Source organism: Streptomyces sp. NH27 (assembly GCF_056859195.1).
Map to the genome: position 1 here is coordinate 1 of NZ_JACEGK010000034.1, position 25,751 is coordinate 25,751.

At 73.0% G+C, this 25,751-nt stretch carries 22 protein-coding genes and 2 pseudogenes; 13 read left to right on the forward strand and 11 right to left on the reverse strand.

The features are described 5' to 3' along the window. Positions 1-110: 110 nt before the first annotated feature. The 4 genes and pseudogenes from AC13HU_RS05220 to AC13HU_RS05235 all read right to left on the reverse strand — a co-directional run. Positions 111-1,214 (reverse strand): SCO1860 family LAETG-anchored protein, encoded by a 1,104-nt coding sequence (locus AC13HU_RS05220; RefSeq protein ID WP_483040536.1) that lies wholly within the window; start codon positions 1,212-1,214, stop codon positions 111-113. Positions 1,215-1,476: 262 nt separating this feature from the next. Beyond that, positions 1,477-2,577 carry an amidohydrolase family protein gene (locus AC13HU_RS05225; protein WP_483040537.1) on the reverse strand — a complete coding sequence of 367 codons (1,101 nt, stop codon included), beginning with the start codon at positions 2,575-2,577 and terminating at the stop codon, positions 1,477-1,479. A 53-nt stretch (positions 2,578-2,630) separates the two neighbouring features. Then, positions 2,631-3,986 (reverse strand): SGNH/GDSL hydrolase family protein, encoded by a 1,356-nt coding sequence (locus tag AC13HU_RS05230; RefSeq protein ID WP_483040538.1) that lies wholly within the window; start codon positions 3,984-3,986, stop codon positions 2,631-2,633. A 275-nt stretch (positions 3,987-4,261) separates the two neighbouring features. Then, positions 4,262-4,507: pseudogene (locus AC13HU_RS05235) on the reverse strand (helix-turn-helix domain-containing protein); the annotation flags it as partial. A 10-nt stretch (positions 4,508-4,517) separates the two neighbouring features. Between AC13HU_RS05235 and AC13HU_RS05240 the strand changes: the two are divergent. Both AC13HU_RS05240 and AC13HU_RS05245 read left to right on the forward strand, forming a co-directional pair. Beyond that, entirely contained in the window at positions 4,518-4,838 is a 321-nt protein-coding gene (locus AC13HU_RS05240) for a hypothetical protein (protein ID WP_483040557.1), read from the forward strand. Between the two features lie 39 nt (positions 4,839-4,877). Continuing rightward, positions 4,878-5,252 (forward strand): DUF488 domain-containing protein, encoded by a 375-nt coding sequence (locus AC13HU_RS05245; RefSeq protein ID WP_483040539.1) that lies wholly within the window; start codon positions 4,878-4,880, stop codon positions 5,250-5,252. A 105-nt stretch (positions 5,253-5,357) separates the two neighbouring features. Here the strand turns inward: AC13HU_RS05245 and AC13HU_RS05250 are convergent, their stop codons facing one another. Further along, the gene (locus AC13HU_RS05250; RefSeq protein ID WP_483040540.1) at positions 5,358-5,894 is read right to left on the reverse strand and encodes a hypothetical protein; all 537 of its coding nucleotides are present in this window, start codon (positions 5,892-5,894) and stop codon (positions 5,358-5,360) included. A gap of 380 nt (positions 5,895-6,274) precedes the next feature. Between AC13HU_RS05250 and AC13HU_RS05255 the strand changes: the two genes are divergently transcribed. After that, on the forward strand, positions 6,275-6,475 hold the full coding sequence (locus AC13HU_RS05255) for a DUF397 domain-containing protein (protein WP_483040541.1): 201 nt from the start codon (positions 6,275-6,277) through the stop codon (positions 6,473-6,475). Between the two features lie 157 nt (positions 6,476-6,632). Here AC13HU_RS05255 and AC13HU_RS05260 read toward each other — a convergent pair whose 3' ends face one another. Further along, on the reverse strand, positions 6,633-8,162 hold the full coding sequence (locus tag AC13HU_RS05260; protein ID WP_483040542.1) for an aldehyde dehydrogenase (NADP(+)): 1,530 nt from the start codon (positions 8,160-8,162) through the stop codon (positions 6,633-6,635). A 137-nt stretch (positions 8,163-8,299) separates the two neighbouring features. Here AC13HU_RS05260 and AC13HU_RS05265 point away from each other — a divergent pair, with 137 nt between their 5' ends. Further along, positions 8,300-9,070, forward strand: a complete 771-nt coding sequence (locus AC13HU_RS05265; RefSeq protein ID WP_483040543.1) for an IclR family transcriptional regulator — start codon at positions 8,300-8,302, stop codon at positions 9,068-9,070. Between the two features lie 86 nt (positions 9,071-9,156). Here AC13HU_RS05265 and AC13HU_RS05270 read toward each other — a convergent pair whose 3' ends face one another. Beyond that, positions 9,157-10,395 carry a helix-turn-helix domain-containing protein gene (locus AC13HU_RS05270; RefSeq protein WP_483040544.1) on the reverse strand — a complete coding sequence of 413 codons (1,239 nt, stop codon included), beginning with the start codon at positions 10,393-10,395 and terminating at the stop codon, positions 9,157-9,159. A gap of 200 nt (positions 10,396-10,595) precedes the next feature. On the opposite strand from AC13HU_RS05270, the gene AC13HU_RS05275 reads away from it, so the two are divergent. The 5 genes and pseudogenes from AC13HU_RS05275 (at position 10,596) to AC13HU_RS05295 (ending at position 14,061) form a co-directional block, all read left to right on the forward strand. After that, entirely contained in the window at positions 10,596-11,078 is a 483-nt protein-coding gene (locus AC13HU_RS05275; protein WP_483040545.1) for a hypothetical protein, read from the forward strand. Next, complete coding sequence (locus tag AC13HU_RS05280) at positions 11,068-11,391, forward strand: Scr1 family TA system antitoxin-like transcriptional regulator (protein ID WP_483040546.1); 324 nt, start codon at positions 11,068-11,070, stop codon at positions 11,389-11,391. Before AC13HU_RS05275 ends, AC13HU_RS05280 begins: the two co-directional genes overlap by 11 nt. Before the next feature lie 150 nt (positions 11,392-11,541). Then, positions 11,542-11,823, forward strand: coding sequence for a hypothetical protein (locus AC13HU_RS05285; RefSeq protein ID WP_483040547.1), 282 nt, complete (start codon positions 11,542-11,544; stop codon positions 11,821-11,823). A gap of 88 nt (positions 11,824-11,911) precedes the next feature. Beyond that, positions 11,912-12,433, forward strand: a pseudogene (locus AC13HU_RS05290) (SigE family RNA polymerase sigma factor); the annotation flags it as partial. Between the two features lie 725 nt (positions 12,434-13,158). Then, positions 13,159-14,061, forward strand: a complete 903-nt coding sequence (locus tag AC13HU_RS05295) for a hypothetical protein (RefSeq protein WP_483040548.1) — start codon at positions 13,159-13,161, stop codon at positions 14,059-14,061. Positions 14,062-14,373: 312 nt separating this feature from the next. Here AC13HU_RS05295 and AC13HU_RS05300 read toward each other — a convergent pair whose 3' ends face one another. Both AC13HU_RS05300 and AC13HU_RS05305 read right to left on the reverse strand, forming a co-directional pair. Continuing rightward, on the reverse strand, positions 14,374-15,582 hold the full coding sequence (locus tag AC13HU_RS05300) for a hypothetical protein (protein ID WP_483040556.1): 1,209 nt from the start codon (positions 15,580-15,582) through the stop codon (positions 14,374-14,376). 136 nt (positions 15,583-15,718) lie between these two features. After that, positions 15,719-16,651: a 5-dehydro-4-deoxyglucarate dehydratase gene (locus tag AC13HU_RS05305; RefSeq protein ID WP_483040549.1), complete on the reverse strand. Its 933-nt coding sequence runs from the start codon at positions 16,649-16,651 to the stop codon at positions 15,719-15,721. Between the two features lie 300 nt (positions 16,652-16,951). On the opposite strand from AC13HU_RS05305, the gene AC13HU_RS05310 reads away from it, so the two are divergent. From AC13HU_RS05310 to AC13HU_RS05320, 3 genes are all read left to right on the forward strand, one after another. After that, positions 16,952-17,815: an NAD-dependent epimerase/dehydratase family protein gene (locus AC13HU_RS05310; protein WP_483040550.1), complete on the forward strand. Its 864-nt coding sequence runs from the start codon at positions 16,952-16,954 to the stop codon at positions 17,813-17,815. Positions 17,816-17,969: 154 nt separating this feature from the next. After that, the gene (locus AC13HU_RS05315; RefSeq protein WP_483040551.1) at positions 17,970-19,259 is read left to right on the forward strand and encodes a TerD family protein; all 1,290 of its coding nucleotides are present in this window, start codon (positions 17,970-17,972) and stop codon (positions 19,257-19,259) included. A gap of 252 nt (positions 19,260-19,511) precedes the next feature. Beyond that, positions 19,512-20,156: an HNH endonuclease family protein gene (locus AC13HU_RS05320; RefSeq protein ID WP_483040552.1), complete on the forward strand. Its 645-nt coding sequence runs from the start codon at positions 19,512-19,514 to the stop codon at positions 20,154-20,156. A 187-nt stretch (positions 20,157-20,343) separates the two neighbouring features. Here the strand turns inward: AC13HU_RS05320 and AC13HU_RS05325 are convergent, their stop codons facing one another. Next, positions 20,344-21,933, reverse strand: a complete 1,590-nt coding sequence (locus AC13HU_RS05325) for a hypothetical protein (RefSeq protein WP_483040553.1) — start codon at positions 21,931-21,933, stop codon at positions 20,344-20,346. 419 nt (positions 21,934-22,352) lie between these two features. Here AC13HU_RS05325 and AC13HU_RS05330 point away from each other — a divergent pair, with 419 nt between their 5' ends. Further along, positions 22,353-24,152, forward strand: a complete 1,800-nt coding sequence (locus AC13HU_RS05330) for an ATP-binding cassette domain-containing protein (RefSeq protein ID WP_483040554.1) — start codon at positions 22,353-22,355, stop codon at positions 24,150-24,152. Here the strand turns inward: AC13HU_RS05330 and AC13HU_RS05335 are convergent. Continuing rightward, positions 24,130-25,512 carry an aminotransferase class V-fold PLP-dependent enzyme gene (locus AC13HU_RS05335; RefSeq protein WP_483040555.1) on the reverse strand — a complete coding sequence of 461 codons (1,383 nt, stop codon included), beginning with the start codon at positions 25,510-25,512 and terminating at the stop codon, positions 24,130-24,132. The two genes, AC13HU_RS05330 and AC13HU_RS05335, sit on opposite strands and share 23 nt — an antisense overlap. Positions 25,513-25,751 lie beyond the last annotated feature (239 nt).

Consider the following 25,751-nt stretch of genomic DNA (forward strand, 5'->3'; position numbering starts at 1 on the left):
GTCAGTGCCCATGGCGCGGTGGTCCCCCGGCCCCGGGTATGAGGAACAGAGTACGGGGGGCGGCACCACCGCCGGTGCCGCCCCCCGCGCTTGTTACGACCTTGTGGCGGTCACGCGTCGCCGTCGGCGGCCGAACCGGCCGCCCTGCGGCGGCGGTTGGTGACGACGAAGGTCAGCGCGCCCGCGGCCACGAGCGCCGCGGCGCCGCCCGCGAGGTAGGGCGTGCTGGAACTGGCACCGGTCTCGGCGAGGTTGCCGGTGTTCGCGGCGTCGGCGACGGTCTGGGTGTGGGCGTCGGAACCGCCGGAGCCGCCGGACGCGGAGGAGCCGGAAGAGCCGCCGCTGCCGGACGGGCCGCTGCTCGAACCGCCGGACGTGCTGCCCCCATTGCCCGATCCACCGGACGAGTGCCCGCCGCCGGCGCCGCCGTTGCCCGACCCGCCGGACGACGAACCGCCGGACGACGAACCGCCGTCGGTCTTCGGGGTACGACAGGTGGCCTGGGCGAGCGTGACGTCCCCGGTCACGTGGGCGACACCGAGGCTCAGCGGGTCGATGTCGACCTTGAGGTGCAGCGCGGTGGCCGCCGCGGTGGTGGAGGTGGTGACGGCGTCGGTCAGCTCCAGGTCCACCTGACCGACGCCGGGGACGGCGACCTTGGTGGTGCCGATCGCCGACAGCTCGGTGCGCCTGCCGAGCACGGTCAGACCCACCAGGTGCGAGGAGGCGGTCGGCCGGTGGCCGACCTGGCAGGTCGCCGTGGACGTCACCGCGTCCAGCTTGATCAGGGACAGCAGCGGCAACCCGGGGACGTGCAGGTCGGCGCCGGCGATGTTGGCGACGCCCTCGGCCTTGTCACGGTTGGTGGTGGCGTTCGCGGTGGCGACCGAGGCGCGCAGCAGGTTGACGGCCTTGCCCGCCTCGACGCCGTGGCCGACCGTGACGGTCAGCGCGGTCTCCTTGGCGTCGGCCGGGGCGTGCACGTCGTTCAGGGAGACGTTGACGGGCACGTCCACGGTCTTGTTCAGCACGGACACGTCCAGGCCCGCGCGCAGGTCCGTGGCCGTGGCGGCGCCGGAGTCGTGCGAGGTCGCGGGCGTCGCCTGCACGGCCGGTGCGAGGGCCAGTCCGGCCCCGGCGGCAAGTGCCGTGGCAGCCCCGATGACGGCGGCCGAACGGCGTGCGGGCAGGCGGAAGTTGATGGTGCGGTACACGGTTGGGAAACCCCCACGTATGGGATGGAGCCCCCGGCGCGCGCTGATTGGGGACAGCCGCCGGGGACATCGACCCGGCAATATTTACGCACTGAGAGTGAATCGACGGCTACACGGCGCCAGTTCACCCAGAAGGGTGGTTTCCGTGCGTTTCTTCGATTCCCGGCGTACGGCCGTTCTGTACGCTTCACCCCCCGGAGCCGACACCTCGCCCGCCCGGCCGCGACGGCGCGCGCGACAACACGCCGCGAGGCACGCCCGCTCAGGCCACCGTGCGGCCGCGCAGCACGACCCGGCGCGGCGCGGCCAGCACCCGGACGTCCTCGCGCGGGTCCGCCTCGTACACCACGAAGTCGGCGGGCGCGCCCTCCTCCAGGCCGTCGCGGCCCAGCCAGCGCCGGGCGCCCCAGGTCGCGGCGGACAGCGCGGCGGTGTTCGGCAGCCCGGCGCGCACCAGTTCGGCCACCTCGCCGGCGACCAGCCCGTGCGCGAGGCTGCCGCCCGCGTCGGTTCCCGCGTAGATCGGGATGCCGGCGTCGTACGCGTCCCGTACGGTCTGGTACCGGCGCGCGTGCAGCCGTTCCAAGTGGGCCGACCAGCGGGGGAACTTGGCGGCGCCGCCGGCCGCGAGTTGCGGGAAGGTGGCGATGTTGACGAGGGTCGGCACGATGGCGATGCCGCGCTCGGCGAAGAGCGGGATCGTGTCGGCGGTGAGCCCGGTGGCGTGCTCGACGCAGTCGATCCCGGCGGCCACCAGGTCGGCGAGGGAGTCCTCGGCGAAGCAGTGCGCGGTGACCCGGGCGCCTTCCTCGTGGGCGGCCGCGATGGCCTCGCGCAGCGCGTCCTTCGGCCAGCACGGCGCCAGGTCGCCGATCCCGCGGTCGATCCAGTCGCCGACCAGCTTCACCCAGCCGTCGCCCCTGCGCGCCTCGCGGCGCACGTAGGCGGTGAGGTCGCCCGGTTCGATCTCGTGGGCGTAGTTGCGGATGTAGCGGCGGGTGCGGGCGATGTGCCGGCCGGCCCTGATGATCTTCGGCAGGTCGTCGCGGTCGTCGATCCAGCGGGTGTCGGCGGGTGTTCCCGCGTCGCGCAGCAGCAGGGCGCCCGCCTCGCGCTCGGTCAGCGCCTGCTTCTCCGTGGTGGCGTCGTCCACGGCGCCGTGCGCGTCGAGGCCGACGTGGCAGTGCGCGTCCACCAGCCCGGGCAGCACCCACCCGTCGGCGGTCGCGGTGACCTCCGCGGCGGGTCGCCGGTAGCTGATCCGCCCGCCGATTACCCACAGTTCGTCCCTGACCGCCGCGTCGTCGGGCCCGGCGAGCACCCGGCCCCTGACGTGCAGCACCTCGTCCGCTCCGGCTCGCATACCGGCACTGTACCGACCCGGCCGGCGGGTCCGTCAGGGCCCGTCAGGACCCGTCAGGTGACCAGCGCGTCGAGGTCGACGGCGTCGGCCATCGCCAGCATCCCCGCGTCGTTGGGGTGCAGGTGGTCGCCGGAGTCGTAGGCGGGGGCCATGGCGTCGGGGTCGGAGGGGTCGCGGACGGCCCGGTCGAAGTCCACCACCGCGTCGAACGCGCCGCTGGTCCTGATCCACTGGTTGACCTGGACGCGGATCGCGTTCATCGCCGGGCTGAGCCTGCTGTAGGGAAGAATCGTTCCACCGATCATCCGGACCCCGGCCGCGTGCCCGCGGGCGATGAGGGTGCGGTAGCCGTCGATCAGGTCCTGCGCGGTCAGCGGGCCGCCGGCGCTGTTGACGTCGTTGCTCAGGTCGTTGACGCCTTCCAGCAGGATGACGTCCTTGACGCCGGGCTCGCCGAGGGCGTCGTGGTCGAAACGGTGCAGCCCGCTCGGGCCGCGGTAGATCTCCGGCGCTTCGGTGAGCAGCCGGTTCCCGGCGATGCCGGCGTCGACGACACCGAGCCGCTGCCCGCCGGGCGCGGAGGCGAGCCGCCGGGCGAGCTGGTCCGGCCAGCGCCGGTTGGCGCCCGCGGTCGAGTGGTACCCGTCGGTGATCGAGTCGCCGAAGGCCACCACGGTCGCGTGCGCGGTCGGCGAGACGACGTCGAGGCCGGACAGGTAGTACCAGGAGGTGCGGGTGCGCGCGTAGCCGGCGGAGGAGTCGTCGGCGGCGTGGTCGACGCCGTCGGTGGAGACGTACGTCGTCTCGTACGCCTCGCGGTGGAAGGTGGAGGGTCCGGTCGGGCCGGGCAGATAGAGGCTGACCAGCAGGTTCTGGTCGGCGGCCACCCGCATCGGGATGACGTCGCTGTACTGCTCGGTGCCCGCGGCGACGGTGGTGGAGCGGGAGCCGCCGAACGTCACCCGGTGGTGGGTGCCGGCGACCGCGCGGCCGCCGTCGTACTGCTCGGCGACATCGGCGGCGCCCACCGCGAGCGCGCGCTCGCTGCGCAGGTCGGAGAGCCTGATCCGCAGGCCGGAACCGCCGACACCGGTGTGCACCACCATCCGTATCGTCTGGCGCCGGAACGACGGCCCGCCCGCACTCATCGCGCTCTCCCAGGCACCGATCCGGCCCGGGTACGCCGCGCCGCCCTGCTGGGTGCCGGCCGCCGAAGGGTCCGCCCGGCCGCCCCGCGCGTCGTCATGGTGCGCGCCGCGCGCGTTGGACACCAGCAGCGCGCCGACGGTCGCCGCGACGACCACACCGACCGCGGGCGCCAGCACCGACCGGCGCAGCGTCCGTCGACGACCGCGGGTCGCTTTGTCGATACGGGTACGGGCGCGCGTAGCGCTGCGGGCGCGGGACATACGGCTCTCCCCCAGGGTGGTTCCGTGCGGCCGGCTGTCCGCCGTATCGGACGCCCCGTGCCGGGCGGCGTTCCGTCGCATGTCCACAGCCCTTCCGAAAGCATATGCGGAGAACTGGTGACGACCACGTCAGCGTCCCACGGGCGCCTTCTCCCCACACCCGCACACGCCCGCCCCCGGGGGCGGGCGCCACCGGAACGGGGACGCACCGGGGGGTCGTTCCGGTTCCACCACCCCGCTCCGGCGCCCGCGTCACGGCCCGGTACGCCGGAGGTTCAGGCCGCGGGCAGGCGGGTGAAGGCGGCGCGGTAGTCGGAGGGGGTCAGGCCGACGCGGCGCAGCAGGTGCTGGCGCAGGGAGTCGGCGGTGCCGAGGCCGCCGGCACGGGCGACCTGGTCCACGGGAAGGGTGGTGGTCTCCAGCAACTCGCGGGAGTGTTCCAGCCGTTGGTGGAGAAGCTACTGCAACGGACTGAGGCCGGTCTCGGCGTGGAAGCGGCGGCTGAGGGGGCGCACGCTGACGGCGGTCGCGATGATGCCGTTGAGTCTCGGTGCGGCGCTGGCGGTGCCCGCGCTCACCGCCGCCGCGATGGGGGCGGTGTCCGCGGAGCGGGCCGGGATGGCGGCCGGCGTCCTCAACGCCGCCCGCCAGGTCGCGGGCGCGCTCAGCGTCGCGGTCTTCGGCGCGCTGGTCGGCGGGCGTACGCACTTCGTGTCCGGGATGCGGAAGGGGCTGCTGATCTCGGCGGTGCTGCTCGCCGTCACGGCGGTCGCGACCGCGCTCGGGCCGCGCGGCCCGCGGAACGAGCCGTCCGGGCCGGAAGGCCGCAAGCTGGGAGGGAGCACGGGATGAGGCCGAGCGCGAGGAACGCGGGGGCTGAGGAGGTCCGTCATGACGTCCACCAGCGGATTCCGGGTACGCCGGGTCTACGACCCACCCGAGGCCGGCGACGGGGTGCGGGTGCTGGTCGACCGGCTCTGGCCGCGCGGCCTGTCCAAGGAGGCCGCGGCCGTCGACGAGTGGCCCAAGTCCCTCACCCCCTCGGGCGAGTTGCGGAAGTGGTTCCACGCCAACACGAACCGCTATGACGAGTTCACCCGCCGCTACCGTGCGGAGCTGGCCGCGCCGGAACTCAGGGATGACCTCGACCATCTGCAAGAGCTCGCCGCCGCCGGAACCGTCACCCTCCTCACCGCGGTCAAGGACCCCGACCACAGCCACGTCCCCGTACTCCTGGCATCCCTCCACGGCGGCTCGCCACGGTGACCGCGCCGGGGATAGCCACGTGGTCCACTACGCCGACGATCCGACGGTCATCCGCGACGCCATGTCCGATCCGAACATCGCCGGCTCGGGCGCCCGGCACCTTGATCATGCGGTAGTGACGGGATGGCCCTGGCTCCGGCCACGGTCGAGGACGGCCACAAGGTGCTCAAGGATTCCCACGAACTCCACGGCCGGGATTTCCGCCACGAAGACCTCGTCCGCATGCTCGGGATGCTTGATCAGGTGTTCCTGCCGCCGGAACTGGAACGCGATCAGTGAGCGGTCCCTGTCACGGAAGAGGTGGGCCGTCACATTGTCGGTCGTAGGCCCCCAGTCCAGGACACGGAACTGGCGGCGAAACTCGTACTCGGCTTCGGTTTCGTCGCCAGCTCCGGCACGCAACATGAGGTGCCGGTGTGTGGCTTGCGGAGACAAGCCGCCGAACGGCAGCGGAAGGCCCGCGCCGGAGCGAGGCCGGGCGGCCGTGTCCAGCACGGCGAAGCGGAACTGCCTGACGAACGCCATGTTGTCGTCACAGGTCAACCACTCCCCCGCAGCCCACAGGTCCACCCGGCACAGCTCGTGGTCCCACTCGCCCACGTCGGCAGCAAACCTGAGCTTGTCTCCCAGAACCGTGGTCACACCGGGACCCTCGCAGGCTGGACCTTTCATCCGCAAGCGGCCTCCTGTTGCCGTGCATACGCCGCGCGGGTGCAACAACCTGCCGCCGTACCAGCGGAGCCGAGAGAGCATGCAGGCCGCCGCTACCAAGCGAGGCTCTTCCTGCGCCGCCGGCGTGGACCGAAATTCCCCACGCCGGGACCACCCGCCGGGAGTCGCTCTCCTGGTGGCTTCGCTCAGGCATCTCCGTTTGCAGCCGGACATCCGGTGAGTTCCGGCTGCGGCTCGTTGGGCGAAGCGTGCGTATCCGTGCCAGAGATGAAGAGCCTTCGTGCGGCGACTTCGGCATCGAGGTCGACGACGCGGTTGGTGCGCGAGATCACGTGAGAGGAGGCGGCAGGATGGAATCGATAGACCTGACGTCAGTTCAGTGGCGCAAGTCGTCGTACAGCAGTGGTAACGGTCAGTGCATCGAGATCGCGCCGGTCCGGGGCGGCTTGGCCATACACGACAGCAAAGACCCGGATGGGCCGGCCTTGGTCGCGGACGCGTGGCGCGCGTTCGTCGGCGGCGTCGTTGCCGGTGAGTTCAGCGCGGCATAGCAGCCGAGATACATGCACAAGCGCCTCCGTTCCCCAGATGGAACGGAGGCGCTTTCGTGATGCAGGCGACTGCCACGGCGGGAGGATGCGGTCCCGGCTGGCGGCCGCAGGGCGCCCGGGGGCAGGGGAACCCGGAGGGTCCGGGCACCCCGGGGGCTCAGGGGCGCCCTGTGACCCGTTGGGGAACCCCCATGGGGTTGTCGTCGCGGAGCTCCGGCGGAAGGAGGGCCGGCGGGGTGTCCTGGTAGGCGACGGGGCGCAGCCATCGCTCGATCGCGGTGGCACCCACGGAGGTCGACGTGGAGGTGGTGGCGGGGTAGGGGCCGCCGTGGTGCTGGGCGCTGGTGACGGCGACTCCGGTGGGCCAGCCGTTGACCAGGACCCGCCCGGCGACCGCGCCGAGCCGGGTGAGGAGCGCGGCGGCGGGCCCGTCCGGGGTCGCTGCCTCTGCCGCGCCGAGGTGCGCGGTCGCGGTGAGGTTCCCCGGCAGCCGGTCCAGGACGGCTTCGAGCTGGTCCGCGTCGCCGTAGCGTACGACCACGGTGAGCGGCCCGAAGCACTCCTCCAACAGGAGGTCGTACGTGCCGGGTTCGGCCAGTTCCGCGGCGTCGGCCAGGAGGTAGCCGGGGCGTACGGCGAGGGGGTCCTCGGTGCTGCCGGCGGTGACGGGGGCCGTGACGGCGGGCAGTGCGGCGCGGGCGGCGGCGCCCTTGAGGAAGTTCTCGCGCATCCGCCCGTCGAGCAGGACCCCGGCGGCGGCGTCCTGCGCGGCGCCGGTGAGTGCGGCGACGAGCCGGTCCCCGTCGGCGCCGGCCGGGGTGAGGACCAGGCCGGGCTTGGTGCAGAACTGCCCGCTGCCGAGGGTGAAGGAGCCGGCCAGGCCGGTGCCGATCTGCTCGGCCCGCTCGGCGGCGGCGGCCGAGGTGACCACGACCGGGTTGAGGCTGCCCAGTTCGCCGTGGAACGGGATCGGCCGGGGCCGGGCGGCGGCCGCGTCGAACAGCGCCCGGCCGCCGGGGATCGACCCGGTGAAGCCGGCCGCGGCCACCAGCGGGTGCCTGACCAGCTCGACGCCGGCCTGGAAGCCGTGCAGCAGCACCACGGTGTCGGCGGGCAGGCCGACCGAGACCGCGGCCTCGCGCAGCAGACCGGCGGTGAGCACGGAGGTGGCCGGGTGGTCCGGGTGCGCCTTGACCACGACCGGGCAGCCCGCGGCGAGCGCGCTGGCGGTGTCCCCGCCGGGCACGGAGAAGGCGAGCGGGAAGTTGCTGGCTGCGTAGACCGCCACGACGCCGAGCGGGATCTTGTACCGGCGCAGGTCGGGCCGCGGGATGGGCTTCGCGTCCGAGTCGGGGTGGTCGATGATCACGTCCAGGAACGCGCCCTCGTCCACCACGTCGGCGAAGGTACGCAACTGGAAGGCGGTGCGGGCCAGTTCGCCGGTGAGCCGGGGGGTGCCGAGCGCGGTCTCGGCGTCGGCGGCGGCCACCACCTGCTCGGCGTCCCGCTCCAGCAGCCCGGCGGCCGCGCGCAGCAGCCGGGACCGTACGCTACGGTCGGCGAGGGCGGGGAGCGCGGTGGCGGCGGCGCGTACTGCGGCGTCGACCTCCTCGGCCGTGGCCTCGACGGCGACCTGCTCGCGCTGCTTCCCGGTTCGGGGGTCCACGCTCCAGACTGGTACTGCCACCGGAATAACCTCCACTTTTCCTTATCGCACACCGCCGTTGGCCGGCTTGTTCGATATACTGAACAACGTCTTCACATGTGAATCTACGCCGGAGCTTACGTCCACGCGGCCCGGCCGAACAAGAGGGGTCAGACGCGATGGCTGCTGCCGAGGGAGCCGGTTCCCAGGTCAAGTCCGCGGTCCGCACGGTGGAGCTGCTGGAGTTCTTCGCGGGCCGCCCCGGCATGCACAGCCTGGCCGCTGTCCAGGAGTCGGTCGGCTACCCCAAGTCGAGCCTGTACATGCTGCTGCGCACCCTGGTCGAGCTGGGCTGGATCGAGACCGACGCGACCGGCACGCGCTACGGCATCGGGGTCCGTGCGCTGCTGGTCGGCACGTCCTACATCGACGGTGACGAGGTGGTGGCCGCCGCCCGGCCCACCCTGGACCGGCTCTCCGACGAGACCAGCGAGACCATCCACATGGCCCGGCTCGACGGCACCAACGTCGTCTACCTCGCCACCCGCCAGTCCCAGCACTACCTGCGGCCGTTCACCCGGGTCGGCCGCCGCCTGCCCGCGCACTCCACCTCCCTCGGCAAGGCGCTGCTGGCGACGTACACCGACGAACAGGTGCGCAAGCTTCTGCCGGAGACGCTGGAACCGCTCACCGAGCACACCCACACCGACCGCGAGAAGCTGATCGAGGAGTTGTCCCTCATCCGCGAGCAGGGCTACGCCGTGGACCGCGAGGAGAACACGCTGGGGCTGCGCTGCTTCGGCATCGCGATCCCCTACCGCACTCCCGCCCGCGACGCCGTGAGCTGCTCCGTGCCGGTGGCCCGGCTCACCCCTGGACACGAGCAGATGATCAAGGACACCCTCTTCGACGCCCGCGACCGCCTGCTGCTGGCCACCCGCCGCCTCTGACGGCCGCCCGGGCTGCCCGGGTCCGCCCGGGTCCGTGCGTCCCGGACCTGCCCCTCGGGGTGTGCTCCCCCGGCGGGTACGGCCCTCTACCCGATCATGCAGAGGTGGTCGGCAACCACTCGCATGTCCGCGGTCAGGGTGCGCTTGCGCTTCTTCATGATCTCTTCCATGGTCACGGCAGCCGACTTCTGGTGCCGCAGCCACTCGGGAACCGAACGGTAGAGCCGCATCAGCTCGTCCATTGCCGCCGACGCATCCCCCGTGCGAACGTGCGCACGCGCCAGGTCGAGCACGTAGCGGCTGCCGTCGGTCGTACTGGGCTTTCCCAGGCGCCCCCATGCCTTGGCCGAAAGGGATTCGTCTTCCGTGGACCTGCGTACCACTGTGCGGGCATCCCCGATAATCATGAAGTCCTCCAGCGACTTCATTGCCGCCGTGACGGGGCCGAAGGCCGCAAGAACGTCGTACGTCTGGGAATGCCCGACCGCGGCAGCTGCGATGGAAGCCGCCCGGCGGTATTCCCTGGCCTCCTGTGGCCGGTTGTTGCGTATCGCCGCCGCAGCCGCTTCCATCGCCACGCCGCCCCACACGGAGTAGCGATCAGGATCGGCATTGCTGACCTGCGGTTCGATCAGATCCATTGCCTCGACGGCGAGTTCTTCCGCCTCATCGAACCGTCCGGTCCGCAGCAGCGTGAAACACAGACCCCTCACCCTGTTGGCGGCAGCCACGTTGTCCTTCGCCGCCACCGCGTCGTTCACGGATGCGGTAGCCGCCACGTGAGCGATATCGAACTGCCGGATCTGTGTCAGATATCGTCCGGCAAGTCCCAGCACTTCGGCACGGGCCAACAGCGCCTCCCGCGACGCGTCCTCCGACCCCTCGTAGTAGGCAACAGCCGCGTTGGCGTCACGCATGAGCAGCGGAAGTGCCGCCGCGAGACTTGCGTACCGGCCCGCGGGGTACAACGTCACAGCATCACGGACCGCCCGCCGCAGGAGACGAAGGTTCGGTTCGTCGCCCGCGGGCGGCGGGACATCGGTCAGCCTCACTCGCGGGGTCAGCGCGATACGCAGATCACGAAGGTTGAGATCATTCGGATCGTTGTGGCGAACCGGCGTTGGGGCATCCGAAACCAGTAACTCCGAGGTTCTGACCCCGAGACCGCGCGCAACGGCGTGGAGGGTCTCGATCCGCACGCTTCCACCCTGCTCGACCTTACGGACCGTCGCTACGGAAAAGCCCGACTGATGGGCGAGTTCCTCCTGGCTGAGGCCGGCCCTTCGCCGGTGCCTGCGTACATTGTCCGCGAGTTCTTCCGACATATCCTCACCTGCCCTCCGGCCCAGCGTACGGCGCAGACGCAGGAGTGCAGTCGGGAAATCCGACCACGGGGAGCAACTACGCCGGAGCGTAGTGGTTGCACCATGCCGAGCGGATAAGTGGGCCATCCCGTCCATGGGGCGCGACATCACACACTCATACCGTCGTGACACCCAGTCACCGACTCGGCACCGGGACCGTGATGAACACAGACTCCGAGCATCAGCACCCCAGTGACGTCACCGAAGCGGCGGATCAGACCACGCCGCGGTTACTGCCCTGGACCGAGGAGAACGGGCAGCCCGCCTACCTGAACGGCGACCCCTCGGGACCGCTGTGGAAGTTGGCCGACCAGATGGAGGCCGTCCAACTCGGACTTGCCGAAGAACTCCTGCGAAACGTCCGCGCCGTGCTCGCCGGCCCCGAGCCGTTCCCCGGGGAACTGTGCTTCCTCATCGCCCGCCTGACCGAGGCCCTTCTCGACGCCCTGCGCGTCGCACACAGCCGCGGCGCCCGCCTGGCGCCCCCCGCCGTCGCCCTTGGCGCCCCTGATTCGGGCACTTCCCCCGACGACTCCTGTGCAAGCCCGGACAAGGAGACGTACCCCCGGCCGCCCGGATTCGACGCGCCCGGAGACGCACTTCGCACCGCTCAAGACCGTGAAGAGGAAAGCCGTGACAAGTAGCAGCAACAACGGGGGCCAGGACCTCATCGAGGTCGCCCAGCACCCCAATGTGTCGCTGCACGTCGTGCCGTTCGGCACCGGACCCCACCACACCCGCAACTGCCTGGAGCTGATCTCCTTCCATGACGGCCACACCGTCGCCTACACCCAAAGCAGTTGGAGCGGCCATCTCGTCGAAGAACCCGAAGACGTGGAACCCCTCCGCCTCGCCTACGACCTCCTCCGCGACACTGCCCTCACCCCCACCGCATCCCTCTCCTACCTGCGGAACGCGCTGGCCGAGCACACCCCCCAGCCCACCTCCACGGCCTGAACACGCGCTCCGGCCTTCCCGGACTTCCGCCGCTACCTCAACGCCAAGGAACGAGCATCAGATGAGCAGCACACGCCCCGCTTCGGCGGGCTCCTCGGTCGTACCCGCGCCGACCTGGGGTGCCCCCGGCGGAGGCAGCGGGAGTACCCCATGCGCCCACCGGTGCCACGCCGCATCCAGCCGCACCCGGAACTGCTCCGGGTCGAGCACGCGTGCTTCCCGCACCGCCAGCGGCGCGCCGCCGACTCGCTGGTCGACACGATCGCGACGCACTCGCACGCGCTGACCCTCGAACCGGGCGAGCGGGCGGAGTTGATCGAGCGGATCCGCGGGTACCTGCGCTCCCGCCCGGAGACCGCGCACGGCGAGTTCGACCTGGAGATCGTCACCCGCGTGGAGCGCTCGGCGCGGCGCGAAATCACCGGTTCCTGACCTCTGCCCACGCCCTTGTCCCGCTGCTACGCTCTCGCCGCGCCGCACCGTGGCGGGGAGGTCCGGGCAGGAAGAGGTGACCGTGGGCATGTCCGTCGAGCACGGCGGCAGGGCCGACGACGACGCGGCCGCGTTCCACGCGTTCTTCGAGCGGCACTACGCCGAACTCGCCCGTCTCGCACACCTGTTGACGGGTGAGGCGGACGCGGCCGACGACCTCGCGGCGGATGCCCTGGTGGCGCTGTGGCGGCACTGGGACCGGGTGCGGGGCGCCGACCATCCGGCGGCGTACGCGCGCGGCGTGGTGGCCAACCTGGCCCGCTCGCGTATCCGCAGCGCGGTCCGGGAGCGGCGCAGGGTCGCCCTGTTCTGGTCGCAGCGGACCGAACGCGTCGCGGAGCAGCCCGACGTGCCCGCGGTGCTGGACCTGCGGGAGGCGCTCCAGCGGTTGCCGTTCCGCAAGCGGGCGTGCGTGGTGCTGCGGCACGCGTTCGACCTGTCGGAGAAGGACACCGCCGAGGCGCTGGGCATCTCCGTGGGCACCGTGAAGAGCCAGACCTCGCGCGGGGTGGCGGAGTTGGAGCGGCTGCTGGCCCAGCCGGCCGAACCGCCGGCGGCGCCCCAGGGTCCGGGCCCGGACCCTGACCAGGCGCCCGGCCGGACCGCCGGTGCGGCCGTGGGTGCGGCCGTGGGAGCCGTACGCGCACCGGACTCCGGCCCGGCCGCGCCCGGTTCGCCCGGTTCGGCGCGGGCACCGGGCCCCGCACCCGTACCGGCGTCCTCCGTCGGTGGCCGGCTCGCCGCCGCCGGCAACGTGCGCACCGGGCAACCCCCTGCCGTGGGCGGGGCGTTCGGCCCGGCGGAGGAGGCCACCGCGGGCGCGGCCGGCACGGCACCGGCGGAAGCGGCGGACGCCGCCCCGGGCACCACCCTCCTGATCGATCAACCTCCCTCTGCCAAAGGCGGGTTGGCGCCTCTCGGCGGTGACGGCGACGGGGCCGCCGGGGGGCGGCAGGACCGTACCGGGGGAAGTGCGGCGGCAAGCGGGAGCGCTCCCGCGGCGGGGGCCGACGCGGAACGAAGCGCGGCTGCGCGGATACTGGGGTCGACGAATCCCGCAACACGCCCGCGTACGCACACGGGACGGGGAATGTGGTGACTCCTCCCCCTCGTAAACGAGGCGGCTTCTCACCTGACCCCAACGGGTCTCGTGACGGCCAAGCCCTGACCGCCGCCGAAGCAGATGTGCCGCGTACTACGCCGCGTCGCGGCTCCGGAAATCAGGATGCGTTTCCCTCCCCGGCTGAAACCGGGGATACCCACGCAAGATCAAGGATGGCCCAACTGCCGCAACTGCCGCAGCAACTGCACGAGGCGGCGGACGCGCACCGGCCGGACCGCGAACGGATGCTGGCCCGGGTGGAGCGCGCGATCGCCACGCCCGGCTGCGGGCCGGCGGACCCGGCCGCGGCGACGGCGACGGCGGCATCCAGGGAGCGCTCCCCCGCTCCCTGGATGCGGGTGACCGCGGTGGCCGCGGCAGTGGCGGGCGCGATCGCCATCGGCGGCCTGGCGGTGGGCGCGGTCGGCGGCGACGGCGACGGCACGCCGGGGCGGGACGCGGTGACCTCCGGCGCCGCGACCTCCGCGCAGCCGCAGCCCGCGGAGTCGGTCACCTCGGGCTCGGCGGCCCGCTCCCACACGGCCGAGAGGCAAGGCGGCGCGCATCCCGGCCACGCCGCGCCGGGCACCCGGCACACCCCCGGCCACGCGGCGGGTTCGGCCACCGCCTCGTCGTCCGGCAGCGCGAGCGGCGTGCCCGCGGCCCCCGGCGGCTCCACGCCGTCGGCGCCTCCCGCCGGCAGCAACGGCCTGACGTCCATCGGCAGCGTCGACCCGAACAGCAACCCGTACTGGACCGAGGACGACGTCGACCTCACCAGCAGCGTGGCCCTCACCTCGCTCACCGTGGAGCTGCGCGTCTCCGGCCGGTCGGGCGAGGTCAGCGACAACAGCTCCTACACCTCGGCGACCGGGATCACCACGACGATCTCGTCGAGCGGCGGCGACCTCGTCTACCGCTGGACGCTCGACCCGGATCAGACGCTGCCGCCCGGCACGTACACGTTCGCGGGCCAGTTCAACCACGCCTCGCGCGATCGCACCACCACGGCCGACCGCTACACCGTCACGGCCGGCGGCGCCGGCGGACCGGCCTCCTCCAGCGGCAGCTTCTGAGCCCCCGTACCACCCCCATACGGCCCCCGCGCAGCCGTCGAGCAGCCGTAGCGCAACCGTCGCGCGTGGACCCGGGCTCTTCCGGCCCGCCCGGCACGGGCGCCCGGCGTCCGGCGCCGACATCAGGCAGAAATATTTGTGTCGCCACGGCAACCCCCTGTGCCCCGGTGGCGACTTGGGTACGCACGAACCCTCCTGCCCCAGCGCGGGCGGAGGTCCCGGGGCACGGCGGTACCCCCATGATCGCCGCGCCTCGGGAAGCGCCCCGGGAAACCGCTGGAAGACGTGCTGGAAAACGTGCTGGGTACGGCGCTACGGCCGCAGCGCCGCCCGTACCGCCGCGAGGTCCGCTTCCCCTGCCAGACCGGCATGATAGAGCCGAAGTTCGGTGGCGCCCAGCGCCGCCGCGTGGGCCGCGTCGGCGGCGAGGGTGCCGGGGCTGCCGCCCATGCCGGCCACGACCGTGAAGTTCGCGGCGAGCACGGTGTGTTCGCGCCGATGCGCGGCGAGCGGCGCGAGGACCGCCTCGCGTGCGGCCGGGCCGCCGGTGCAGGGCAGCACCAGGCCGTCGGCGTGGCCGAGGATGTGCGCGGGATCGACACCGGCGTTGGCGCCGCAGCGGTACGGCACCGGGTCGGCGTGCATCAGCACCTGGAAGCCGGGCCCGGCCGCGGCCGCCCGGACCGCGGCGATCACCTCGGCCTGGAGCGAACCGGCCATGCGGATACGCCAGTTCAAGGTCAGCGCGGTGAACTCGGCGCCGAGCAGCCGCTCGATACCGTCCGGACCGGCAGCCTGCCCTGCCCGCGGCCCGCCGTCCGCGTCGCCGCCGGACCAGACGGGTGCGAGCGCGGCGCGGACGGCGGCGGCGAGCCGGTCCGGGTCGGCGCCCAGCCCGGCGTAGCCCTCGCGGCAGTGCGGGCAGAAGCAGAGCGACATCAGGTACTGGGCCGCGTCGCCGAGCGGCACGCCGCCGATCTTGTCGTGCGCGTGCAGGTGGGCCAGGCCGTACCAGCCGAGGGACTCCAACTCGGTCCCGAGGGCGCCGGGTCGGGGCGCGGCTTCGGCGGCCAGCTCCACCAGGTAGGCACGGACGGCGGGTTGGGCGATGCAGGGCGCCCACGGGTAGCGGTCGCCGTACGCGTTGACCACGCTGGTGTCCGGATGTTCCGCGCCAATACGGGAGTTGTGGGCGAGCACCACCCAGGTGTGCACTTCGAGACCCGCGGCCGCCAGCGCCGCCGCGGCCGTACCGTAGGCGTCCTGGTCACCGCCGGTCCAGGCACCCGCGGGGTACGGGCGCAGCGCGTGCGGCCGCCAGCGCCCGGTGTCGGGCGGGTAGAGCACGGCGGCGTGCTCCGCGGTGACCACGCGGTGCCCGGGGTGGCGCGGGGTCAGGGCGCGGGTGGAGTGGTAGGCGGCGGCGAGGGTGACCTGCTGGACACCGAGCGCGGCGACGCGGTCGGCGGCCTCGGGGTCACCGACGACGTCCCAGGGGTACAGGAAGGCGGAGGTCTTCATGGCGACGGGCGTGGCAGCAGGCGCGGCGGCGGGCGTGGCGGCGGGCGTGGCGGCGGGCACGTCGGAAGCAGTCAGGCCGGAAGCCGACCGGTCGGAGGTCGGCGTGCCCGCGGGGGGCGTCTCGGCGGCGGCCATGTCAGTGCTCGCCGACCAGCGCGAGGCCGCGCTCGATGAGTTCGCCCAACTCCTCGACGTGCGCCGGGGCGGGCTCGGACAGCGGTGGCCGCACCTCGCCGACGTCCAGACCCCGCAGCCGTACGCCCGCCTTGACCAGTGCGACCGCGTAACCCCGGCCCTGGTTGCGGAGGTTGACCAGCGGTCGGTAGAAGCCGTCCAGCAGCTTCCCGACGGTGGCGTCGTCACCGGTGGTGAGCGCGCGGTGGAAGGCGAGCGCGATCTCGGGCGAGAAGGCGTACACCGCCGAGGAGTAGAGGGTGACGCCGATGCCGCGGTAGGCGAGGCCGGTGAGTTCGGCGGTGGGCAGGCCGTTGAAGTACAGGAAGTCGTGGCCGGGCAGTTCGGTGCGGACGGTGCTGATGATCCGCTGCATGAGGTCGAGGTCGCCGAGGCCGTCCTTGAGACCGATGATGTTCGGCACCTGGGCGAGGGCGACCACCGTCTCGGGGGTGAACACGGCGTTGTCGCGCTGGTAGACGATGACGTCCAGGCCGGTGCCGGCGGCGAGCGCGGTGTAGTGGCGGAGCAGGCCCTGCTGGTCGGGCAGCACCAGGTAAGGGGGCATGGCGAGCAGGCCGTCGGCGCCGGCCCGCTCGGCGACGGCGGCGTACTGGAGGGCGAGCGCGGTGCCGTATCCGGCGCCGGCCACCACCGGCACCCGGCCCGCCGCCTCCTCGACGGCCGCGGCCACGCAGGCGCCGAACTCCTCGGGGGCCAGCGCGTGGAACTCGCCCGTGCCGCAGCAGACGAAGGCTGCCGCCGCCCCGGCCTCGACGCCCTGCCGCACATGGGCGCGGAAGGCGTCGAGGTCGAGCGAGCCGTCGGAGCCGAAAGCCGTCACGGGAAAGAACAGCAGGCCGTCAAGTCGCTCGGCGAGTGCGGGCGAGGTCATCGGGGTCCCCCTCGGAGCCTTGGTCGGCGCGATGTGCGCCCTTGTGATTAACGTCTATATTCATGAACGCTGCCACGCTAGGCGAGGTTCCCAGCACGGGTCAAGCGGGCGAGCCGCCCGCCAACAACGCGACGATCGCCGCAGATTGTCTATGTATCTGAACTCAATTCATGGATATACTCATCCCGCCTCGTCCGCACCGCGCGTCCCACGTACCGGGCCCGGCCACGGAAACCAGCCCCCAGAAGCCAGCCGCAGAAGCCGGCAGTCGAAGCCGGTCACCGAACCAGGAGGACCACCATGACCGCTCCTCGAACCGTCCTGCTCACCGGTGCCGCCGGCGGGCTGGGCACCCTGATGCGCGGCCTGCTGCCGTCGTACGGCTACGACCTGCGGCTCCTCGACGTGCAGCCGATCGAACCGATCGAACCGATCGAACCGGTGGCGGGCGAACCGGCCGCGCACACGGTGATCACCGCCGACCTCGCCGACCGCGACGCGCTGCGCGAAGCCGTACGCGGGGTGGACGCGGTGCTGCACCTGGCCGGCATCTCCCTGGAGTCCACCTTCGACAAGATCCTGGCGGCGAACATCCAGGGCACGTACAACCTCTACGAGGCGGTGCGCGAGGAAGGGGTCCGCACCGGGGGCGCGGCGCCGCGGGTCGTCTTCGCCTCCAGCAACCACGCGGTCGGCTTCACCCCGCGCCCGCAGGGCGACGACCCGTTGATCCCGATCGAAACGCCACGCCGCCCCGACACCTTCTACGGGCTGTCCAAGTGCTTCGGGGAGGACCTGGCCCAGCTCTACGCCGACCTGCACGGCATCGACACCGTCTCGGTCCGGATCGGCTCCTGCTTCCCCGAACCGGCGAACGTGCGGATGCTGTCGGTCTGGATGAGCCCCGCCGACGGCGCCCGGCTCTTCCACGCGGCCCTGAGCGCGGGCAGCACCGGGCACACCGTCGTCTACGGCTCCTCCGCGAACACCCGGCTGTGGTGGGACCTCGGGTCGGCGCGGGCGCTGGGCTACGAACCGCAGGACGACTCCGAGGTATTCGCCGCGCAACTCGTCGCCGAGCAGGGCGAGTTGGACCCGGCGAACCCCGCGCACGCGCACCTCGGCGGCGCCTTCTGCACGGACCCGCCGATCTGGCCGCGCTGACCGAACGACGCCGACGCGGACCCGTCGGGCGGGGGCTCGACCACTACGGAAGAGGCCGCCGGTGCGGAAGGAACGGCCCCCGGCCCGCCCCGGCCCGGCCGCCGGGTGATGGAACCGTGAAGAAGGATTTGTCGTTACCTGGAGCATGACCGCAATGACGCCTGGCTCGAATGTGCCGCTCTCCGTACCCCGAGTGGTGGTGGACGTCTCCGCACCCGTGCGGCTCGACGTCTCGGGTCTGCTCCTGACCTCTGACGGCAAGGTGCGCTCGGACGACGACTTCGTCTTCTACAACCAGCCCGAGGGCCCCGGGGTGACCCACCACTCGGGCGGCCGCTCCGCGCCCGACTCGATCGAGGTGGACACCGCGGCGGTGCCCGCCGAGATCGACAAGATCGTGGTGACCGCCAGCATCGACGGCGGTGGCGTCTTCGCCGGCACCACCCCGACCGCGACCGTCCGCGGCGTCGACGGCTCGGTGGTCGCCACGTTCGAGCCGACCGGGCTCGGCCCGGAGACGGCACTGGTCATCGTGGAGGTCTACCGGCGAGGCGGTGCCTGGAAGGTCCGCGCGGTGGGGCAGGGGTATGCCAACGGACTGGCCGGGATCGCCACCGACTTCGGGGTGAGCGTGGAGGAGCCCGCGGCCCCGGCCGCGCAGCCGGTCGCGCCGCCCGTCCCTGCGGCTCCGCCCGTCGCACCGCCCGCGGCCCCCGCCTCGCCCTTCTCGGCGCCCCCGTCCGGACCGCCCGCCGCGCATCTGCCGCCGCCCCCGGGCGCGCCCGCCGCGCAGTTCCCGCCGCCGCCCGCCGCGGCTCCGGCGGCTCCGGCGGCTCCCCCGGCGCCCGCGGCCGCGCCCGGCGCCGGCAAGATCAGCCTCGACAAGGGCCGGGTGAACCTGCAGAAGAACCAGTCGGTCTCGCTGGTCAAGGCGGGCCGTCCGGTGCTGTCGACGGTCCGGATGGGCCTGGGCTGGGCGCCCGCGTTCGGCGGCTGGGCCATCGACCTGGACGCCTCGGTCATCGTCTACGGGCCGCAGCGCGAGCACATCGCCACCTGCTACTTCGGCAAGCTGACCATCCTCAACGGCGCGATCCAGCACTCCGGGGACAACCTGACGGGTGCCGGCTCCGGTGACGACGAGGTCATCTCCATCAACCTCGGCGCGCTCCCGGCGAACGCCACGGGTCTGGTCTTCACCGTCAACTCCTACAGCGGGCAGAAGTTCAACAAGGTCGCGAAGGCGTACTGCCGGCTCTTCGACGCCGCCACCGACGAGGAGATGGTGCGGTTCGACCTCACCCGCGGGGAGGCGCGGCGCGGGGTGCTGATGGCGAAGATGGTCAAGCAGAACTCGGGCGAGTGGGAGATGACGGCGCTCGGGACCTTCGCGGACGGTCGTACCGCGAAGGCGATGGTCGACCCGGGCGCGGCCGCGCTCTGACGCCGGGCGGCTGCCCCGTGGGGCGTACCTACCGGACTGCCGCCCCCGTAAATACGCCTGAGAGCCCTCGCGTTCGAACACACGGCCCGGTTCCCGTACGGGGCCGGGCCGTTGCCGTGCCATCACCGAACAGAATGTCATGGGCACATAAAATTCACCGTTGACCGTCTACCCGCATAGACCGGAGACCGGGACGCTGGTGGGGCAACTCCTCCACCCCTTCCGACCCTCTAGTCACGGGAGCGCTCAGCCATGCCCAAAACCCGTCTCCTGCGCGGCGTTTGCGCGTCAGCCGGGGCCGTTCTGCTCGCGGCCACGATCCTGCTCACCGGCAGCGGTACGGCGCAGGCCGCGCTGCCGACGCCCATTGCCGCCTCCACGGCCCGTACTTACCTCTCCGAGATGACCGCGACGCCCGAGACGCACGCCTCGACGTACGAGCGGAGCCTGTTCCCGACCTGGATCACCATCTCCGGGACGTGCGACACCCGGGAGTACGTCATCAAGCGGGACGGCTCCGACGTCGTGACCGACAGCTCGTGCAAGGCCACTTCCGGCAGCTGGACCAGCCCGTACGACGGTGTCACGACCACCGATCCGTCGACCTTCGACATCGACCACCTCGTGCCGCTCTCCGAGGCGTGGGACTCCGGCGCCTGGGCCTGGACCACCGCGCAGCGCCAAGCGTTCGCCAACGACACCACCCGGCCCCAACTCCTCGCGGTCTCCGCGCACGCCAACCGTTCCAAGGGCGACGACGACCCCGCGGAATGGCTGCCGCAGGCGTCCTACCAGTGCACTTACGCGCGCGCGTGGGTGCAGGTCAAGCACTACTACGGTCTGGACGTGGACAGCGCCGAGAAGTCCGCGCTCAGCTCCGTCCTGAGCGGCTGCTAGGCGTAACGTTCCACCTCGGCCAGCCGTAACGTTCCACCTCGGCGGTGCCCAGCCGGCAACTCCCGGCTCGGCACCGCCGATGGTGTACGTTTCGGGGCCGTCGCGGCGGCCGGAGGTGGGGCCGACACCCGTAGATCGTCCAAGTGGCAGGGACCGGGGCGCCGTTCGGGGCCTGCGCAACCGGGAGCTACCGCCGGGGGCGGGAGCGGGCTTTGAAGGCGGCTTTGCGGGAGGCTTTGGCGGTGGGGCGGTCGGGGTGGACGCGGCCGATGGCTTCGAGGACGGCGGCCGTGGCGGGGTGGTCGACGCGCCAGGCGTCGGCGAAGAACCCCTCGTGGCGGGCGATGAGTTCGGTGATGAGGGAGGCGAGCTCGTCGGAGTCGCTGTCGGCGGCGAGTTGGGCCGCGACGGTGTCGATGGTGAGCCAGTAGACCATGTCGGTGGTGGGCGCGGGGACGTCGGACGCGTGCCGCTCGGTGAGCCAGACCCGGGCGAGCCCGCCGAGCCGCAGGTCGTCGAGGACGGCGCGGACCGCGGGCTCGGCTTCGGCGCCGAGCAGCGCGAGTACCTGCTGGCAGACCAGCCGCCGGGTGGGCCCGTCGGCGCCGTCCCCCTGCGCGGCGGCGAGCAACTCCGCGGCCGCGGCGGCGGGTTCGCGCCGGGCGAGCCACGCCTCCGCCTCGACCCGCACCGCGTGGTCCGGATAGGAGCCGAGCGCGCCGAGCAGGTCGTCCGCACTGGCCGCCGCGAGGTCGCCGAGCACGGGCGCATACGCCCCCACGTCGGCGAGCCGTTCGCGTACGCCGTGCACGCCGAGCGGGGTGAGCCGCACCGCGCCGTACCGGGCGATCTCGTCGTCGTCCGGCTCGTCCGAACCGCCGCCCAACGCGGCCACGCCCTCGTCGTCGGCCTCCTCGATCAGCGCCTCGTCCATCGGCGTGTACTCCAGCAGGCCGGTGGCCTCCAGCAGCCGGAAGTGCTCGTCCAGTCGCAGCATCACGGCGGTGACCTCTTCGAGTACGGCCTCGCTCGGCTGCTCCATCTCGTCGGGGATCACCAGGGAGGCCGCGAGCACGGGCAGTGGCACGGCGCGGCGGTCCCGCGTACCGGTCCGCTCCGATCCCCCGCCCGATCCTCCGCCAGTGCCTTCGCCCGAGCCCTCGTCAGACCCTTCGTCCGATTCCTCGTCCGCTTCCAGCGCCGCCAGCGCGTACAGGTTGACCAGCGCCGCGTCGAGGAGTTCGGCCTCCTCGTCGCCGTACTGATCGGCCTCCTCGGGGGTGATCGCCTCGCCGTCACCGTCCGGGTCGCCGAGCAGGTCGTCGTAGTCGAGCACGGTGGCCTCGGCCAGCACGCACTCCAGCGCGCCGAGCCACAGGTCGAGTACGTCGTGCGGGTCGGCGCCACCCGCCGCGTCGCCCGTACCGATCCGCGCGTACACCTCACCGGGCACCGCCCGCCCGGCCGCCTCGCCGGTCGGCGTGGACTCCTCGGCCTCCTCGTCGATCTCCAGCACGAGCAGCCCGGTGTCCACGGCAACGCCCCACGCCTGCGCGGCGTCGGCCGGCCCATCGTCACCGGAGAGGCCCAACACCTCGACGGCTGCGGCGAGTTCGTCGTCCAGCAGTTCACCCATGCCGTCGACGCGGCGCTGCTCCCCGGTCCACCGGGTCAGCCGCAGCGCGCGGTCGAGCAGCGGCGCGGCCAGCGCCTGCCGGGCGAGCACGTCCGCGGGCAGCAGCCGTACCGGTGGCAGGGCAAGGGGACTTGCGGACATCGTGCGGGCTCCCATTCGGCTGAGGGGGCGAGAATACGGGCAAAGCGGCGGCGCGGTGGACCGCCGCGACGGCCCGAGCCGACGGCCACGCGGGCCCGGCAGGTTCGGCCGCGGCTCGGAACGGCCGCGCGGGACCAGCGTATTGCGGCGGCACCGCATCCCCGTACCCGCGAGCGGGTGGATCTGCCGCGGCCCACAGTATTCATCCATCCGTAGGACGCCGTTCACCGCGCCCCATTTGACCCGGACCCGCACGGCACCGCCCCGGCACGGCCGTTCGACCCGGTCAACCGCACGGTCGGCGGCTCGGCGCTCGGCCCGATCACCCGCCCACCTCGCGTACGCTACGTGCCGCTCCGGGGTAGGAGTCCGCACGGACTCCCGCGACCGGACAGCGGGTGAGGCGCGAGGCGGGCGGCATGGGCGAGGCGGGTGACATGGGCGGTACGGACGTGGCCGGCGGCATGGACGGCACGGGTCGTACGGGCGGCATCGGGCTGGAGGTGGCGGCGTACGGCGTGGGGCAACGGGTGCGCGGCGGGCGGGAGACGCTGAGCGGTGTGCACCTGGCGGTCGCGCCCGGCGAGGTGCTGGCCCTGGCCGGCGGCAGCGGGTCGGGCAAGACCACCCTGCTGGAGATCCTGGCCGGCATCCGGCTGCCTTCGAGCGGCCGGGTGCTGCACGACGGCGCCGACCCGGCCGGACTGCGGCCCGCGCTGGGCTACCTGCCGCACGGCAACGTCATGCACGAGGACCTTCCGCTGGTGCGGGCGCTGTCCTACGCGGCACGGCTGCGGATGCCGGCGGCCGCCGGCGCGGAGCGACGTGCCGCGGCGGTGGACGGCGCGATGGCCGCGGTCGGGCTGTCCGCGCGGGCCACCCAGCGGGTGCGGACGCTGAGCGAGGGCGAACGGCGCCGTGCCTGCATCGCGGTGGAACTGCTGACCCGGCCGCGGGTGCTGTTCCTGGACGAGCCGACCACCGGGCTCGACCCGGCGACCGGCGCCGAACTCATGCGGACGCTGCGGGACTTGGCCGGTGAAGGGGTGACGGTCGTGCTGACCACGCACGCGCCCGCCGACCTCGCCCGCTGCGACCGGGTGCTCTTCCTCACCCCGGACGGCCACCCCGGTTACCTGGGCCGTTCGCAGGACCTGACCAGGGCGTTCGCGGTGCCGACGGTCGAGGAGGTGTACGCGGCGGTGACCCGCCGGGGCGCGCGCGAACTGCCGGAGCTGCCCGAACCCGACGCCGTGGCACGGGAGTTGACCGGTGTGCCGGTACGCCGGGAACGGAACCGGGGGCAGGGCCAGGACCAGGACCGGCCGCTCGGCGCGGTCGGCCAGTGGTGGCTGCTGACCCGCCGCAGTACCGAGTTGATGCTGCGCAGCCGGCTGACCGCCGCCGTCGTCGTGGGCTCGCCGGTGGTGATCGCGGCGATGTTCGCGCTGCTCTTCCGCCCCGGCGCCTTCGATCCGGCCGCGCCCAGCCCGGGTTCGGCCGCGATGATCCTGTTCTGGATCGCCTTCGGCGGCTTCTTCTTCGGGTTGACCTACGGCCTGCTCCAGGTCAGCACGGAACTGCCGGTGGTGCGCAGGGAACGGCTCACCGCGCTGCGGCTGGGCCCGTACCTGCTGTCGAAGGCCGCGCTGCTGATGCCGGTGCTGGCCGGGGCGGACGCACTCCTGCTCGCGGTGCTGCGCGGCCTCGACCGGCTGCCGGCGGCCGGCTGGGGCACGTACGGCTCGCTGTTCACCACGGTGCTGCTGGCGTCGGCCGCGGCGCTGGCCCTCGGGCTGCTCGCGTCGGCGTCGGTGGCCGAGCCGCAGCAGGCGACGCTGATGCTGCCGCTGCTGTGCTTCCCGCAGGTGCTGTTCTCCGGCGCCTTCGTGCCGGTGCCGCAAATGGCTTGGGCCGGGCGGGTGTTGAGCGAGGCGATGACCAACCGGTGGGCGTTCGAGGGGCTGGGTGGCGGGATCGGGCTGCCCGGGCTGTGGGCGCACGGCTCCTCGCCGCTGGGCCCGCCGCTGCTGGCGTCCTACGGCGATTCGTTCGGGCGGGCGGTGTGGGTGGACTGGCTGCTGCTGGCGGGGTTCACCGCGCTGTTCCTGGCCGGCGCGTGGGCGGTGCTGGCCGGCCGGTGCCGTACGGTCGGCCGGCCGGCGCCCCGGACCGACCCGGTGCCCGCGGTGGCGATCAGCACACCAGTCGAGGGCTGAGGCCGGCCGCGTCCGGGGTGCGGTCGCGGTAGGTGGCGGCCACGAAGTCCAGGAACGCGGCGACGTCCGCGCGGCTGGAGGACAGGCCGAGGGAGACCCGGACCGCGCCGCCGGAGGGCAGGCCGAGCCGGCCGAGGTAGTCGTCGATGGTGCCGGTGGCGGTGCGCACCGCGCCGCCCAGGGTGCGCCGGTCGATCGCGAACGCGGCCTCCCCGGTGCCGGGGTTGCAGAAGCAGCCGGTACGCAGCGAGATCCGGCGGGCGGCGCTGTCGCGGGCGACGATCCGCTCGTCGATGACCGTCCCGGCCGGGTCGAGCAGGTTGAGCGCCACGGTGCCGCCGCGGCCCTCGGTGTCGGGGGGGCCGTATACGCGGGCCAGCGGCCGGCCGCCGGAGTGCCGCAGCGCGACCAGGCCGGTCAGCAACTCCGCGGTGAGCGCGGTGACATGGCGGTGGATCGCGTCGGTGCCGATCGTCCGGATCCAGTCCAGGCCGAACTCGATGTCCGGAATGCTCAGGTAGTTGACGGTGCCGTCCTCGAACGCGGCCTCGCCGTCGGCCATATGGTGCCACTGGCCCTGTGCGCTCACGACGTGGATGGTGCCGCCGGAGAACCAGGGGCGGCGCAACCGGGCCAGCGCCTCCCGGCGGGCGACCAGGCAGCCGATGCCGGTCGGGTAGCCGAAGACCTTGTACCAGCTCACCGCGACGAAGTCCGGGCGCACCGCGGACAGGTCGAGCCGGTTGGACGGCACGTAGGCGGCCGCGTCGAGCAGCACGTCCCAACCCGCCGCCTTCGCCCGGGTGACCCACTCCAGCGAGTGCCGCACGCCGCTGAAGTTGCTCTGTGCCGGGTACGCCAGCAGGCCGCCGCCCGGCGGCGGGGCGGCCAGCACCGCGTCCATCGCCGCCGCGTCCACGCCGAGTCCGGGCGCCCGCAGCGGTACGTAGACCGTGTCCGCGCCGCGGCTTCTGGCGTACTCCCGAAGGCCGTTGACCGAGTTGTGGTTGTCCAGCGTCAGCACCAAGCGGGTGTCCGGTGCGAACGGGTACGCCTCCCCGACGAGCCGGCACGCCCCGGTCGCGTTCGCCGTGAACACCACCGCGTACTCGGCCGGGTCCGCGTCGAAGTGTGCCAGCACCCTGCGTCGGGCTCGCTCCACCAACTCCCCCGAGGCCGCCGAGGCGGGGCTGACCGAGTGCGGGTTGCCGTAGCAGCCGGCGGTGATCCGCTCCGCGTGGGCCCACAGTTGGGCTCGCGCGGGCAGGCCCGCACCCGTGTGGTCCAGGTAGACGTGGCCGCCCTCGTCCAGGTATCGGTATCCGTCGGCCGCGGTGCGCAACGCCTCGATCGAGTGCATGCCCGGACCACCGTCCTTCCCCTCACGGTTCCTCTTCCAGGATGGCGGTCCGGCGCACCGCGTGGAACCGAACGGTTGGCTTGCCGCCGGGCTGAGCCGACCGACCGCCGCGGGGGCTGAGCACGCGGGTCCCCGGCGGAGCCAGGGGAACGGCCACCCGCGCCCCCGATGTGGCCGACCGCCGCGGAAGGACGGCGGCCCCGGACGGGACAGGGGCGCCGTGGGGTCCAGCGATTTCA

Bases quoted from the DNA above. Each gene is read 5' to 3' on its own strand.
- AC13HU_RS05225 (WP_483040537.1), bottom strand. From the start codon at position 2,577: ATGCGAGCCGGAGCGGACGAGGTGCTGCACGTCAGGGGCCGGGTGCTC.
- AC13HU_RS05230 (WP_483040538.1), bottom strand. From the start codon at position 3,986: ATGTCCCGCGCCCGCAGCGCTACGCGCGCCCGTACCCGTATCGACAAA.
- AC13HU_RS05240 (WP_483040557.1), top strand. From the start codon at position 4,518: ATGATGCCGTTGAGTCTCGGTGCGGCGCTGGCGGTGCCCGCGCTCACC.
- AC13HU_RS05245 (WP_483040539.1), top strand. From the start codon at position 4,878: ATGACGTCCACCAGCGGATTCCGGGTACGCCGGGTCTACGACCCACCC.
- AC13HU_RS05255 (WP_483040541.1), top strand. From the start codon at position 6,275: ATGGAATCGATAGACCTGACGTCAGTTCAGTGGCGCAAGTCGTCGTAC.
- AC13HU_RS05265 (WP_483040543.1), top strand. From the start codon at position 8,300: ATGGCTGCTGCCGAGGGAGCCGGTTCCCAGGTCAAGTCCGCGGTCCGC.
- AC13HU_RS05270 (WP_483040544.1), bottom strand. From the start codon at position 10,395: ATGTCGGAAGAACTCGCGGACAATGTACGCAGGCACCGGCGAAGGGCC.
- AC13HU_RS05275 (WP_483040545.1), top strand. From the start codon at position 10,596: ATGAACACAGACTCCGAGCATCAGCACCCCAGTGACGTCACCGAAGCG.
- AC13HU_RS05285 (WP_483040547.1), top strand. From the start codon at position 11,542: ATGCGCCCACCGGTGCCACGCCGCATCCAGCCGCACCCGGAACTGCTC.
- AC13HU_RS05295 (WP_483040548.1), top strand. From the start codon at position 13,159: ATGGCCCAACTGCCGCAACTGCCGCAGCAACTGCACGAGGCGGCGGAC.
- AC13HU_RS05300 (WP_483040556.1), bottom strand. From the start codon at position 15,582: ATGAAGACCTCCGCCTTCCTGTACCCCTGGGACGTCGTCGGTGACCCC.
- AC13HU_RS05305 (WP_483040549.1), bottom strand. From the start codon at position 16,651: ATGACCTCGCCCGCACTCGCCGAGCGACTTGACGGCCTGCTGTTCTTT.
- AC13HU_RS05310 (WP_483040550.1), top strand. From the start codon at position 16,952: ATGACCGCTCCTCGAACCGTCCTGCTCACCGGTGCCGCCGGCGGGCTG.
- AC13HU_RS05315 (WP_483040551.1), top strand. From the start codon at position 17,970: ATGACGCCTGGCTCGAATGTGCCGCTCTCCGTACCCCGAGTGGTGGTG.
- AC13HU_RS05320 (WP_483040552.1), top strand. From the start codon at position 19,512: ATGCCCAAAACCCGTCTCCTGCGCGGCGTTTGCGCGTCAGCCGGGGCC.
- AC13HU_RS05325 (WP_483040553.1), bottom strand. From the start codon at position 21,933: ATGTCCGCAAGTCCCCTTGCCCTGCCACCGGTACGGCTGCTGCCCGCG.
- AC13HU_RS05330 (WP_483040554.1), top strand. From the start codon at position 22,353: ATGGGCGAGGCGGGTGACATGGGCGGTACGGACGTGGCCGGCGGCATG.
- AC13HU_RS05335 (WP_483040555.1), bottom strand. From the start codon at position 25,512: ATGCACTCGATCGAGGCGTTGCGCACCGCGGCCGACGGATACCGATAC.